Origin of the sequence: Pseudoalteromonas sp. CNAT2-18.1 (genome assembly GCF_022347865.1) — a bacterium.
GTDB classification, from domain to species: Bacteria; Pseudomonadota; Gammaproteobacteria; order Enterobacterales; family Alteromonadaceae; genus Pseudoalteromonas; species Pseudoalteromonas ruthenica.
Genome location: NZ_JAKRFR010000005.1, coordinates 364,891 through 377,203, shown reverse-complemented (window position 1 = coordinate 377,203; position 12,313 = coordinate 364,891). Strand labels below are relative to the sequence as shown.

The window sequence follows — 12,313 nt, the reverse complement described above, 5'->3', positions numbered from 1 at the left end:
GCCGCCTTTTTTGTTAGCTACTAGGCTGTCCGTAAATTTGCTCGGCACGATTAAATAACACCCAGGAAGTGAGAATGTATTTGTCATTGGATATTGGCTTGTTGCCTCGGTGGGTGTGGGTGAAGTAACCCGGAGCAACCACCATGGTGCCACGTTTAGGTGCTATCTTACGGTTCTGATAATAAAACTCGGTTTCTCCCCCTTCGCTGACATCATTGAGATAAAACATAAACAGCAATACCCGATGCAGCGCTTCGTTGTGGCCTTGTTGGGGATATACTTCGCTGTGCCAATAGGGGTAACCGCCCTTATTCACTTCATACTTTTGCGCTTGGATATTCCCCAAACGAAACAGTTGCTGTAGTAAGGTGCCCATCTGCGGCTTTGCCACTTCATCAAAGTTATCCACGGTAACATCAACTGGCTGTCCGGTTTTGGGGTGATAAACTTTAAGGCCAAAGGCGCCAATCATCATAAAAAAGTGTTCTTGCACGTAGTCCATCACGTGTCGCGCTGTTACCTGCTGGATATGTTGTAGCGCTTGAGCATACTCGGGGTGGGCATTGAGGTATAAATCGCGGCTATCTTTTTTCGCTAAATCAATACCGCCTGAGGTGCGCCCTGGTTGGGTATGCGGGCTTTGCTCAAAAAGGTCGATAAACTGACTACAAAACTCGTCACTAAGCGCGTTATCATAAACGCCAATAAAGTCTGACATGACTCAACCTTACCTTTTGGAATTATTATGCTTATTGAGAAGGTTCAGCCCCGTTTTAGCGAAACTGATGTCCTTGGACACATTAACAATACCGTACTCCCTGTATGGTTTGAAGCCGCCCGTACCCCTATTTTTAAAATCTTTACCCCCGATCTCAATCCCCACCAATGGCGGTTAATCGTCGCTAAAGTGGAAGTGACTTTTATGGGGGAGTTATTTTACGGCCAAGAGGTCGAGGTAAAAACCATGATAGAGCGTATCGGGTCAAGCTCCTTCGTCATTAAACAACAAGCTTGGCAGCATGGTGAATGTTGCGCCGAGGGAAAAACGGTGATGGTGCGCTACAATTTCAGTGATAAAACCTCTCAGCCCCTGAGCGATGAAGAGCGCACGGCGCTCAGTGAGTATTTATCAGACTGACTACGCAGGCCTACTTAAGGGGCCGCAGAGGCGACGGCTGATACGATGGCAATGGCCTCTTGATGGTTTTAGTTAGCGTGCCATTGCTTATGCTCCAGCGTTCGCCCCTGCGGTCGCCCCAATATTTAGTCGATGGATTGTGGTTGCTGCTGAGGGGTGGTCGCGACCACGTAATTATAAGCATTGGCACTGTCCTGTTCGTGCCACCATGACAATTGCAACTGCTTACTATGGCGCTGTACCAACGCGCTACTCTCTCGCAATTGTTGCCAGTCAATACTGCTCAATTGTGCCAACGCCAAAGTGCCAAAGAGCAACAGGTAAGGAAGTGCTTGCTTGGTTGTTTTGGTCATCTTTCTTTTTGCTCCAATTGCTGCTCAATACGTGCTCTCAGCGCGCGTTCTAATGCTTTGTCATTAACCTCAATCACTAAGCCCTGCTCTAAGCGGCGCTGCATCTTGCGCTCAAGTGTAGCCAGCGAGCGCTGCTGTTGTGTATGCGCTGGGTTTTCAGTCACCGCCGTTGCTGTATTAAGGCTCATAAGTACTTGAGCTCCGCCGGCATGCGCCGAGCTCAACGTCAGCGCTAATAGGGGGACGGATAAACTGCTGGCTCTCATCACCGTGCTCCTTAGTTGCCTTGCTGCTCGATAATGCGTTTGGCGACATCTTGGTTAATACGGCCAATAGACTCATGTAACTGCATATCAAGTTGTTGTTCTAATTTATTGTTTAATTGCGTCAAACTGGTACTTGGCAGAGTCGCTTTGGGCTGTGTATTAACTTGCGGTTCGCCAGCCTGTGTTGCTGTCGCGAGAAGAGTGCTTATTAGTAATACTGCTTGTAGTGGCTTGTTCATAATTTAATCCTCGTTATGGGTGTTGTTTGCAAAGCCGCTTGGCTGTGCCGTTTTGTTGTTATCCATATTAGGTCGAGGTTTTCGCCGCGTCGCTTATCTACATCTTACGGATTTTTCATAACTTCATATTATTTAAAATAAATAATTAAAATCATAAAGATACCCTCAATTATTATATTTAAATATAACCTTTTATAAGGTTTTGATTCACTTTTTGTTCACCTGTGTTAGCATTGCGTTGGCTTTAATCAAGGGACTTTTTTCGAGTGCAGTACAGAGTTGGACCATGGACATTACTTGAGCAGCGAGGAGTGTTGCTTAGCGGGGATATTGAGCGAGAATTAGACCCGCTGCTGATTAAGCTGATCACTTTTTTTCTCCAACGGCCGCAGCAGATTGTTACCCGTGAACAATTAATTGAGCATGTTTGGCAGCAAGGCTATGTTGATAATAATGCCATAAATCGCGCCATTTCTGAGTTGCGGAAAAAGTTAAAACACCCTGACGATCCAGCCATTTTTATAAAAACCCACTACCGCCAAGGCTATAGTTTGGTCCGTGAAGTGGCGACATTGGATAACGCTGCCAGTGCAGCTGCGCCACAAACTGCGGCGCCAGAGCTGCTTGCGCACACTCAAGTTAACACCCACGAGGACAAGCAGCCGATAACACCTACGCGCTCAAAGCCCAGTTATGCTTGGTGGAAGTATGTGGCTGCGGTGGTGTTTATCGCTGTGCTTGCTAGTGCCGCTTACACGCTGAACGGGTCTGAGTTCTTTGCATCGTCACAAACAACCGCTGTTATCGCTGAGCAAAAGCCAATGAGTCGCCACAAAGTGACCTGGAAAGTGGGCAGTGAATATGTGCCTCTTATCAACGATAGCGGACGCTTACTGGCTTACAGCAATGAAAAAGACGCATCAGGGAAAGAAGGCGCCTTTGTTCTCGATGTGATCACTCGGGACGAAGTCGCCATAACCTATAAAGATGCTGAAGTGGCCGCCCTGTCTTGGCAACATAATAGTGATACCTTGGTGATACGCGCCAGAAACGCGACTGATAGCAGTTGCCAATATTTAGCCATAGATTTCAAAAACTTCCCTGAATTAGGCGAACCTAAGCCGCTCATGGAGTGTGATCATCGTTTTGATTACAGTGGCCAATTAAGTAATGATGGTCGCTATTTTTATTTTATCCGTGGCGAGCTTTACTCGCATTATATTGGGTTATTTAGGTACGATGTATACTCGGGCACGACTTCTCAGCTGATTGCGCCTATGGCGGACAAGGTCGGTCCAGGGTCCTTGTCGTTATCTCCAGATGGAAAGCACATCGCCTATTTACAGCTGGATCTCGACTTTCAGGTAGAGGTTTATGTATACAGCTTGGACACCGGTGAAATAAAACGCATGAACTCACCGCCCGCTAGTTTTTACAGAAACTCGGCATTGGATTGGTATAACAGTGAGACCTTGCTCTATGGTGATGAAAAAGGGCGGCTATTATTTATAGACATTCACAGCGCTGAAATCGCCGAGGCCTATGCCTTACCTGATGATATCAAGATGTCAGATATCAGCTATTACGACAACTCGGTGTATTACTCACCGCTTAGTCGCATAACCTATCAAGTGGTCGCTTTGGAAAGTTTTACCGAGGCGGCTCAATATCAGCAGCTTTATGCCTCCGATAGCAGTGAATATGGGTTAGTCGCTCATAGCACCGGGCACTACTTTATTTCACTACGCTCTGGCCGTCCTCAGGTATGGCACGCCCGAGATGGACAGGTGAATCAGATATCATTTTTAGACCACCCAGACCATGCTCTTTTGGACAACTTAAGGGTATCGCCTAGTGGCGAAAACATCGTGCTGACAGAGCAGAAAAAACCTTTCTTACTCGATGTTGAAACCGCAAAGGCAACGGCTATTAGTGAGCTTGCACACATTCCGATAATGGATTGGGCGTGGCATGAAAGTGGCCAATCGTTGTATGTGTTAAGCAAATCATCGTCACCACGGACTCTTTATCAGTTTGATTTTATCACTCGGGAGCTTAACAAGGTGCGCGAGACGGATGCCTTACAGCTAGTCACCGGTGCTAACGGCGAGGTCTTTTTGTTCAAAGATAAGACCTTAATATCATTAACGGATAATGCCCAGTACAGTGTGCCCTGTGAGCTATCAATGTCTTCTCATGTGCCTATCCATGTGCGCGATGGCTACGCCTATTCCATGGACTATACATACAACGTGTATCGTTGGGCTTTGACTGGAGAGCGGTGTGAGCAGGTGCAGCTACCATTTGAGATACTAAGCGCGGTGCCCGATGCTGATGGGCGGATCATTATCACTCGCAAAATGAGTGAAGATAGCTCAATCAACCGCCTTATGTGGGAATAATAAGGCCTGAGTTTAAACGATTAAATTCAGGCCCGAGAGTGGGTGCTACTTGAGCATAGGTTTTAAGTATTTACCGGTATGCGAGCGCTGGCACTCGGCTACCTGTTCTGGCGTGCCAGCAACGAGAATTTCGCCCCCGCCGCTGCCTCCTTCAGGGCCTAAATCAACGATCCAGTCTGCGGTTTTGATGACATCCAGGTTATGCTCAATCACCACGATGGTATTACCATGGTCGCGCAAACGGTGTAATACCGCCAGCAGCTGCTGAATATCATGGAAGTGCAGACCAGTCGTTGGCTCATCAAGTATATATAAGGTTTTGCCGGTATCGCGCTTGGATAATTCACGGGCGAGTTTTACCCGTTGCGCCTCACCACCGGAGAGGGTGGTTGCGGCTTGGCCAAGTCGAATATACGACAAGCCGACATCCATCAGCGTTTGCAGCTTGCGTTTTATCGCGGGGATGGCATCAAAGAACTGTCGCGCATCTTCTACCGTCATCTCTAACACTTGGTGAATATTCATGCCCTTGTAAAGCACTTCCAGGGTTTCGCGGTTATAGCGTTTGCCTTGGCAGACGTCACACGGCACGTATACATCAGGTAAAAAGTGCATTTCTACTTTAATTACGCCATCGCCTTGGCATGCCTCACACCGGCCGCCTTTAACATTGAAGCTAAAGCGGCCCACCTTGTAACCCCGTGAACGCGCTTCTTGTGTGCCTGCAAACAGCTCGCGAATGGCGGTGAAAATACCGGTGTAAGTGGCGGGGTTGGAGCGTGGCGTGCGCCCGATAGGGCTTTGATCAATATCGATAACCTTGTCGAAATGATCTAAACCTTGAATATCCTTGTACGGCGCAGGTTCAACGGCGGTTGCGCCGTTCAGTTCGGTGTGCGCCACCTTAAACAAGGTATCGTTAATAAGGGTCGATTTTCCGGAACCGGAGACCCCGGTGATACAGGTCATCAAGCCAAAAGGAATACGTATATCGACGGCTTTAAGGTTGTTGCCGGTGGCACCGAATAGCTCCAGCCATTTATCAGAGGCTGCATGGCGCTCTTTGGGCACGGCGATTTCTTTGCTGCCACTGAGATACTGCCCGGTTAATGAATCAGGGTTAGCCATGATTTCATCTCGGGTGCCCTCAGCAACTACATAACCACCATGTACTCCAGCGCCGGGGCCGATATCAATAACATAGTCGGCGGCGCGAATAGCATCTTCATCGTGTTCCACCACGAGAACGGTGTTGCCTAAGTCGCGCAGACGAGTCAGCGTTTGTAGCAGGCGATCGTTATCGCGTTGATGCAGGCCAATCGAGGGCTCATCAAGCACATACATCACCCCCACCAGTCCCGCTCCTATTTGGCTGGCGAGACGAATACGCTGTGCTTCCCCCCCGGAAAGGGTATCGGCGCTGCGCTCAAGAGATAGATAATTTAGACCCACATTGACGAGAAAAGACAAGCGGTCGCGAATTTCTTTGAGGATCTTATCGGCAATTTGCGCTTTTTGGCCGCTAAAATCGAGCTGCTCAAAATAGTCATAGGCTTGACCGATACTCATCAGGGTGACGGCAGGTAAGTTGGTGTCACCGATAAATACATTACGGGCCTCTTGGCGCAGTCGTGAGCCATGACAGCTCGGACAGGCTTGCGAGGTTTGGTACTTAGCCAGCTCTTCACGTACCGAGTTTGACTCGGTCTCATGGTAGCGGCGCTGCATATTGTTAAGAACGCCTTCAAACTCATGGTTGCGGGTAATTAAATCGCCACGGTCATTACGGTAGCTAAAGGCTATTTTCTCCCCTCCTGAACCTTCTAGAACCACTTTTTGTGCTTGCTCATCAAGGTCTTGGAAGGGGGTGTTAAGATCAAATTGATAGTGCTCGGCGACCGATTGCAGCATTTGGAAATAGTAGAAGCTGCGTTTATCCCAGCCTTTGATAGCGCCGCCAGCAAGGCTGAGCTCACTGTTGTGAACAACGCGGTTGGGATCAAAGTACTGGCGTACCCCTAAGCCATCACAGCTTTGACAAGCACCTGCGGGGTTGTTGAAGGAAAATAACCGTGGCTCCAGCTCGCTCATGGCATAGCCACAGGTCGGGCAAGCAAAATTGGCGGAAAACACCATCTCTTCCTGTAAGGAGTCATCCATAGCGGCAACCTGAGCAACGCCCCCTGAAAGCTCAAGGGCGGTTTCAAAGGATTCGGCTAAGCGCTGTTGCTGACCCCCTTTCACCTTAAGGCGATCGACAACCACTTCAATGGTGTGTTTTTTATGTAATTCAAGCGGCGGTGGATCGGACAAGTCACAGACTTCGCCATCAATACGGGCGCGGATGTAGCCTTGGGCGGCGAGTTGCTCGAGCAGCTTTACATGCTCCCCTTTACGGTTTTTGACCACCGGGGCGAGCAGCATCAACTTGCTGCCCTCAGGTAACGCCAAGACTTGATCCACCATTTGGCTAATGGTTTGCGCCGCTAAGGGTAAATTGTGGGTTGGGCAACGTGGCTCACCAACACGGGCAAACAACAATCGCAGATAGTCGTATATTTCAGTGATGGTGCCCACCGTCGAGCGCGGGTTGTGTGATGTCGACTTTTGCTCGATGGAAATGGCGGGGGAGAGGCCCTCAATATGATCGACATCGGGCTTTTCCATAAGTGATAAAAACTGTCTGGCGTATGCGGAAAGCGACTCAACATAACGGCGCTGACCCTCGGCATATAACGTATCAAAAGCGAGGGAGGATTTGCCGGAGCCTGATAAGCCGGTGATGACAATCAGCTTATCGCGAGGGATTGTGAGGTTGATGTCTTTGAGGTTGTGGGTGCGTGCACCGCGAACTTCGATATTTTCCATTCTTCGCCTTTTACCCGTGCAATTTAATAGCCCGTAAGTATCGCATATTTGTACAGGATTTAGCGATGCCTTATTGACCTAAAGAGTGAATACTGTAACAACGAAAAACTCAGTACGAAGCACAGCAGGGAGGGCGATCAGTGTAAGATTAATGCCGCTGGGCATGTCATATTGGCGCGTGGATATGCTATCATCGCCGGCCAATAAATTTAATTTGCTTTATGGCTGCTTAGTACTTCGTCATGTCCGCATCTCAACTTAATACTGTCGAAAAACGTGCAGCGGTATCGCTAGCCAGTGTCTTTGCATTTCGAATGCTTGGGCTGTTTATGCTGATGCCGGTGTTGGCTGTCTACGGACAAAGCCTCAGTGGCTTTTCTCCGTTATGGATCGGCCTCGCGATTGGCGCTTATGGCCTTACCCAAGCGTTGTTGCAAATTCCTATGGGGTGGTTATCTGACCGCATTGGTCGCAAGCGGGTGATCATCGGTGGGTTGGTATTGTTTACCTTAGGCTCGATGGTCGCCGCGTGTGCCGAATCCATGTATACCCTGACATTAGGGCGGGCGCTACAAGGGATGGGGGCGATTGCCAGTGCACTGCTGGCGCTTGCAGCCGACCTCAGTCGTGATGAGCAGCGCCCTAAGGTGATGGCTGTGATCGGCATGTGCATCGGCATGAGCTTTGCCGTCGCCATGTTGCTAGGGCCCATGGTTGCCGCGAGCTTCGGTGTTTCCGGGATTTTCTGGCTGACTGCTGCGCTGGCGGTGTTAGGCATGGCCATTGTTACTTGGATGGTGCCTACGGCGGTTAATCGTGCGCCCAAGGGCGAAACCAGTGTTACCCTTGCTGATGTGGGTAAGTTAGTGCGTCACCCAGACTTAGCTCGCTTAGATTTAGGGGTGCTGTTTTTGCACCTGTCACTGACGACCGTATTCGTGTCACTACCGACGCAACTGATTGCCGATGGGCTTGAAGCCGCCAAACACTGGCAATTATATATCCCCGTATTTGTGCTTTCTTTTGTGCTTATGGTGCCGATGATGATCGTCGCCGTTGCCAAGCAAAAAGAAAAACCCTTGTTTTTAGTCGCTATCGTGATGCTCATTGTGAGTATGCTTGGGCTGGTTGCCGGGGCGCATTCAGTGTATGTCATCGCGGCATGTATGATGCTGTACTTCGTGGCTTTTAACTTTCTTGAAGCCACTATGCCGGCCTTGGTATCGCGACTGTCTCCGGCGAATCAAAAAGGCTCAGCGATGGGCGTTTTTTCCTCATCTCAATTCTTGGGCGCGTTTTTAGGGGGCATTTTAGGCGGTTATGTGGCCCAAACCGGCAGCCCTGAGATGGTGTTTGCGGCGGCTGCTGTGGTTGGGGTAATATGGCTTGTCATAGCCGCGAAAATGCGAGTGCCGCCGCGTAGCAAAATTATTAGTTTGCTTAGTGCTGTTGATTCAGAGCAGGATGCACAGCAGTTGGCGGGTCGTTTAGTGGCATTACCTGGGGTGTTAGAGGCCACGGTGGTGTGTGATGAAAATCGCAGCTATCTTAAAGTAGACGACAAAAAATTTGATTTAGAGGCGGCGCAAAGACTCGTCGCCGCAGTGTAATTTATAGGAGTAAAAATCCATGGCGCGCGGTGTTAATAAAGTAATTTTGGTGGGTAATCTGGGTCAAGATCCAGAAGTTCGCTATATGCCAAACGGCAATGGCGTAGCAAATATCAGCATTGCTACCACAGATAGCTGGAAAGACAAAAATACTGGGCAAATGCAAGAGCGCACAGAGTGGCATCGCGTGGTGCTATTTGGCAAGCTGGCAGAAGTCGCGGGTGAATACCTGCGTAAGGGCTCACAGGTTTATATCGAAGGTCGTTTACAGACCCGTAAATGGACCGACCAAAGTGGTCAAGATAAATACACCACTGAGATTGTTGTCGATATGGGCGGGCAAATGCAAATGCTTGGTGGTCGTGGCGATAACCAGGGTGCTGCCTCAGGCGGTTATCAAGGTGCTCAGCAACAAGGCGGTTTTGGTGGCAATAACCAAGCACAAAGTAACCCACAGCAGGGAGCTCCTCAACAGGGTGCTGCGCAGCAAGGTGGTTACGGGCAGCAACAAAGCAATAACTATGGCCAGCAACAAAGCAACCAAGGTATGCAGCAAGGCAACCAACAGCAAGGTGGCTTTGGCTCTCACCAGAATCATCAGAGCAATCAGCATGGTGGCGGCCAGCAAGGTGGTGGCTTTGCCCCTAAACCACAAAATGCTCCCCAGGGTGGTGCTTCAAACCCTATGGAACCCCCCATTGATTTTGACGACGATATCCCGTTCTAACAACTAAAAAGTTGTGCGAAAAGCTTATTGATATCTCGCTATTTTATTCCACAAGCCCCATTCTATGGGGCTTTTTTATGGATTCTTGCTTGAGCTTCCCCCTTTCATGGACAACACTTTAGGCATGAGAATGATTATTCGTCGGCCTGTATTTTGTCTTTGTTTCGTCCATACCGTACATGGATCACTGTTGGTTTAGCGGCTATTACACTCGCTATATTGTGTAATGCTGTACTTGCGTATGCCTTGCATATGCAGCGCCAAGCCGATATCCATCAGCTATCACATCAGCTAGATCGGGTTACTGATGTAGATGATGCGTTATTAACGACCTTACTCGAACCTTATGGCTTTTTCCTTGAGCCTCCTCAGCATGCTTATGTTGACCCTGTGTCTGTGGTTATCTCCACCGGGAATGAACATCAGGAGATATTTGGCTCGCCATTGTGGTTGTCGAAAAGTCACTGGTTTATCATCGGTAATGCGCTGCTGGCGTACATGTGTTGGCAGGTGGTCAACCTTCTTAGGCGAAAGCGTATATCGCAAAAGAGCAAAGTACCATCGTTAGAAAAAACAGAACAAGCACCGATGAGTGCGAGTATTTTAGGCTTAAATCACTTGTATCAGAGTGTGTTTGCAATCGCCCATTGCACTAAACTGAGTGTTGCTGCAAACGGGGTCGCGAGTTTGCTCGAGGCTTTGTTGCAAGAAAGCTTAAGCTACCAGCAACAGCTGTCGGTGAAGGTGCTTAACACCGGCAGCTTCGCTATTACCATCCATGATATTCATTACCAACACCTCGATAAGCAACTTGAGGCACTCAGTGACACCATCTTACAAAGCTGCCGAGCTTTACTCCCTGAATTGCGGGCTGCAGAGGTTAAAGTGGGCATTTGTAACTACCGAAGCGGTGCTGACCAAGCCATTGTGTATCAATTAACGCAATCGGCGTTGGCATTGGCAAAGCAAAGTAAAGACAAACATTGCTACCGTATCCCCTTTAGCCATAACCACTCTATGTTGTTGGCAGCGAAGTCATGCTCGCTGAGTGAAAGTGTGCAAAAAGATCATTTTATTTGCTTTTTCCAGCCCGTATTTGATTTGCATAGCGAGCAAATACTGCATCACGAAACCTTGCTACGTGTTCGCCACCAGCAGTTGGGCCTGATTTCACCAGAGTACCTCGAAGAGCCGCAAACACGTAAAGCAGAAAGCAGTGTGGATAGCGCCGTTTTAGCCCGATTGGATAAAATGCTTGCCACCGAGGTGCAACAAGGTGATGTCAGCATCAACTTGCAACAATCAAGCTGGTTCGATGGTGAATTTTGGCAACGTCTTAAGCTCTTTCTCGAGCAGCATCGCAATGTTCTTATCGAATGTAAGGCTGAACTTTTAGAGCAGCATCAATATATCGTGCGTAGGCGGGTGCGCCGAACTAAGGCATGCCAACGCGGAATTATTATTGACCAATTACGAACATGGCCGAATGTGGATCTCGATAAATTGGCGGTGCCTGTACAAGCGATAAAACTGGCACCCGAACTTATTGCCCACATTGAAGTGGATAAAAATGTGCAAAAGCGTGTGTTGGCTTACGTTGCAAAGGCCCAACAGCACAGTATTCCAATAATTGCTGTAGGCGTTGAAAGGCAACAACAAGTTTTGGTGTTACAGCAGCTCGGGGTTAGGGCTGCACAAGGTGCATACTTCTCTGGTGCACTGCAACTGTCAACCTTCAAGTCGCTTTGAGTAGGCCGCGATAACGCAAGCCATTGAGCCCTTGCAAGCCCCCGGTATGTACGGCAATGATGCAACTGCCGGCAGGAAAATACCCTTGTGCAATCAGTTGCCACAGGGCGTACATCATTTTCCCCGTGTAAATAGGCTCCAGTGGCACTTGATAGGTGGCTCTGAAATCTTGGCAAAAGCGCCATTGTTTGTCACTAAAGCGGCCATAACCGCCATCATGAAAGTGCTGCATTAATTGCCAGTCACAGTGGTGTGTAGAAGTTAGTTGGCTTATTTCATGATTCAGGTAATCTGCATTTTTGAGCACGGCAATACCAAGTACTTTTCGCTGCGTATGGCCTGCGCATAACCCTGCTAAGGTACCGCCACTTCCTGTAGCGCACACTAGATAATCGTGTTCTGGTAAGGTTTGGGCTAGCTCCGCTACACCGCGTAGCGCCGCGTGGTTGGTTCCGCCTTCAGGGAGAATGTAGACATTACCAAAGCGTTGCTTAAGCTCATTGAGGTAATCTTTTTGCTGGCGCAAGCGGTAGTCTTTACGCGTGACCGCCACTAACTTCATACCGCAGGCGTGGGCAAAGCGCAGTGTGGGGTTGTGCATATCAAGTTCAGGGCCGCGCACGATGCCAATGGTGCTTAGACCAAATAGTTTTCCAGCGGCGGCCGTTGCATATAAATGATTGGAGAAAGGACCGCCAAAAGTGAGCAACTGCCTACATTCAGAAGCCTGAAAAGCCGCTAAGTTGTACTTTAATTTTCGCCATTTATTACCTTGGATCAGAGGGTGATACAAATCGTCGCGTTTGATGCTTAGTTGCACGTTGTGATGCCGCAGCAGCGGATGGTGAATTTGCTGCATTGGCGACTCTTTGATGGATGTAATGATTGAGCTCATAGTTTTGCCCTAGTTTTCCCCTAATTAACTTGCTAAATTCCGCAAATTATTGATACTTTGTATATT

11 protein-coding genes are annotated in these 12,313 nt (G+C 48.8%); 5 read left to right on the top strand and 6 right to left on the bottom strand.

The window, feature by feature from the left end:
* Positions 1–13 precede the first annotated feature (13 nt).
* On the bottom strand, positions 14–718 hold the full coding sequence (locus MHM94_RS13340) for a 2OG-Fe(II) oxygenase (protein ID WP_235419471.1): 705 nt from the start codon (positions 716–718) through the stop codon (positions 14–16).
* A gap of 27 nt (positions 719–745) precedes the next feature.
* Between MHM94_RS13340 and MHM94_RS13335 the strand changes: the two genes are divergently transcribed.
* Complete coding sequence (locus tag MHM94_RS13335; RefSeq protein ID WP_053909906.1) at positions 746–1,138, top strand: thioesterase family protein; 393 nt, start codon at positions 746–748, stop codon at positions 1,136–1,138.
* Positions 1,139–1,263: 125 nt separating this feature from the next.
* Here the strand turns inward: MHM94_RS13335 and MHM94_RS13330 are convergent, their stop codons facing one another.
* Genes MHM94_RS13330 through MHM94_RS13320 form a run of 3 tightly spaced genes read right to left on the bottom strand, consistent with a single transcriptional unit; the run spans position 1,264 to position 1,996 of the window.
* Positions 1,264–1,491: a hypothetical protein gene (locus tag MHM94_RS13330; RefSeq protein WP_151173531.1), complete on the bottom strand. Its 228-nt coding sequence runs from the start codon at positions 1,489–1,491 to the stop codon at positions 1,264–1,266.
* Complete coding sequence (locus MHM94_RS13325; RefSeq protein WP_235419472.1) at positions 1,488–1,757, bottom strand: hypothetical protein; 270 nt, start codon at positions 1,755–1,757, stop codon at positions 1,488–1,490. Before MHM94_RS13325 ends, MHM94_RS13330 begins: the two co-directional genes overlap by 4 nt.
* Before the next feature lie 11 nt (positions 1,758–1,768).
* On the bottom strand, positions 1,769–1,996 hold the full coding sequence (locus MHM94_RS13320; protein ID WP_022945508.1) for a hypothetical protein: 228 nt from the start codon (positions 1,994–1,996) through the stop codon (positions 1,769–1,771).
* A 266-nt stretch (positions 1,997–2,262) separates the two neighbouring features.
* On the opposite strand from MHM94_RS13320, the gene MHM94_RS13315 reads away from it, so the two are divergent.
* Positions 2,263–4,398 (top strand): winged helix-turn-helix domain-containing protein, encoded by a 2,136-nt coding sequence (locus MHM94_RS13315; RefSeq protein WP_235419473.1) that lies wholly within the window; start codon positions 2,263–2,265, stop codon positions 4,396–4,398.
* Positions 4,399–4,443: 45 nt separating this feature from the next.
* Here the strand turns inward: MHM94_RS13315 and uvrA are convergent, their stop codons facing one another.
* Positions 4,444–7,266, bottom strand: a complete 2,823-nt coding sequence (gene uvrA / locus MHM94_RS13310; protein ID WP_235419474.1) for an excinuclease ABC subunit UvrA — start codon at positions 7,264–7,266, stop codon at positions 4,444–4,446.
* A gap of 242 nt (positions 7,267–7,508) precedes the next feature.
* Here uvrA and MHM94_RS13305 point away from each other — a divergent pair, with 242 nt between their 5' ends.
* The 3 genes from MHM94_RS13305 to MHM94_RS13295 all read left to right on the top strand — a co-directional run bounded on the left by MHM94_RS13305 (position 7,509) and on the right by MHM94_RS13295 (position 11,352).
* Positions 7,509–8,876: an MFS transporter gene (locus MHM94_RS13305; protein WP_235419475.1), complete on the top strand. Its 1,368-nt coding sequence runs from the start codon at positions 7,509–7,511 to the stop codon at positions 8,874–8,876.
* 19 nt (positions 8,877–8,895) lie between these two features.
* Positions 8,896–9,603 carry a single-stranded DNA-binding protein gene (gene ssb / locus MHM94_RS13300; RefSeq protein WP_235419476.1) on the top strand — a complete coding sequence of 236 codons (708 nt, stop codon included), beginning with the start codon at positions 8,896–8,898 and terminating at the stop codon, positions 9,601–9,603.
* Between the two features lie 153 nt (positions 9,604–9,756).
* Complete coding sequence (locus MHM94_RS13295; RefSeq protein WP_235419477.1) at positions 9,757–11,352, top strand: EAL domain-containing protein; 1,596 nt, start codon at positions 9,757–9,759, stop codon at positions 11,350–11,352.
* Here MHM94_RS13295 and MHM94_RS13290 read toward each other — a convergent pair.
* Positions 11,339–12,247 (bottom strand): pyridoxal-phosphate dependent enzyme, encoded by a 909-nt coding sequence (locus MHM94_RS13290; RefSeq protein ID WP_235419478.1) that lies wholly within the window; start codon positions 12,245–12,247, stop codon positions 11,339–11,341. The two genes, MHM94_RS13295 and MHM94_RS13290, sit on opposite strands and share 14 nt — an antisense overlap.
* Positions 12,248–12,313: the final 66 nt, after the last annotated feature.

What these genes read in the sequence shown, in the direction of transcription:
- MHM94_RS13340 (WP_235419471.1), bottom strand. Translation starts at nt 718, where the DNA reads ATGTCAGACTTTATTGGCGTTTATGATAACGCGCTTAGTGACGAGTTT.
- MHM94_RS13335 (WP_053909906.1), top strand. Translation starts at nt 746, where the DNA reads ATGCTTATTGAGAAGGTTCAGCCCCGTTTTAGCGAAACTGATGTCCTT.
- MHM94_RS13330 (WP_151173531.1), bottom strand. Translation starts at nt 1,491, where the DNA reads ATGACCAAAACAACCAAGCAAGCACTTCCTTACCTGTTGCTCTTTGGC.
- MHM94_RS13325 (WP_235419472.1), bottom strand. Translation starts at nt 1,757, where the DNA reads ATGAGAGCCAGCAGTTTATCCGTCCCCCTATTAGCGCTGACGTTGAGC.
- MHM94_RS13320 (WP_022945508.1), bottom strand. Translation starts at nt 1,996, where the DNA reads ATGAACAAGCCACTACAAGCAGTATTACTAATAAGCACTCTTCTCGCG.
- uvrA (WP_235419474.1), bottom strand. Translation starts at nt 7,266, where the DNA reads ATGGAAAATATCGAAGTTCGCGGTGCACGCACCCACAACCTCAAAGAC.
- MHM94_RS13305 (WP_235419475.1), top strand. Translation starts at nt 7,509, where the DNA reads ATGTCCGCATCTCAACTTAATACTGTCGAAAAACGTGCAGCGGTATCG.
- ssb (WP_235419476.1), top strand. Translation starts at nt 8,896, where the DNA reads ATGGCGCGCGGTGTTAATAAAGTAATTTTGGTGGGTAATCTGGGTCAA.
- MHM94_RS13290 (WP_235419478.1), bottom strand. Translation starts at nt 12,247, where the DNA reads ATGAGCTCAATCATTACATCCATCAAAGAGTCGCCAATGCAGCAAATT.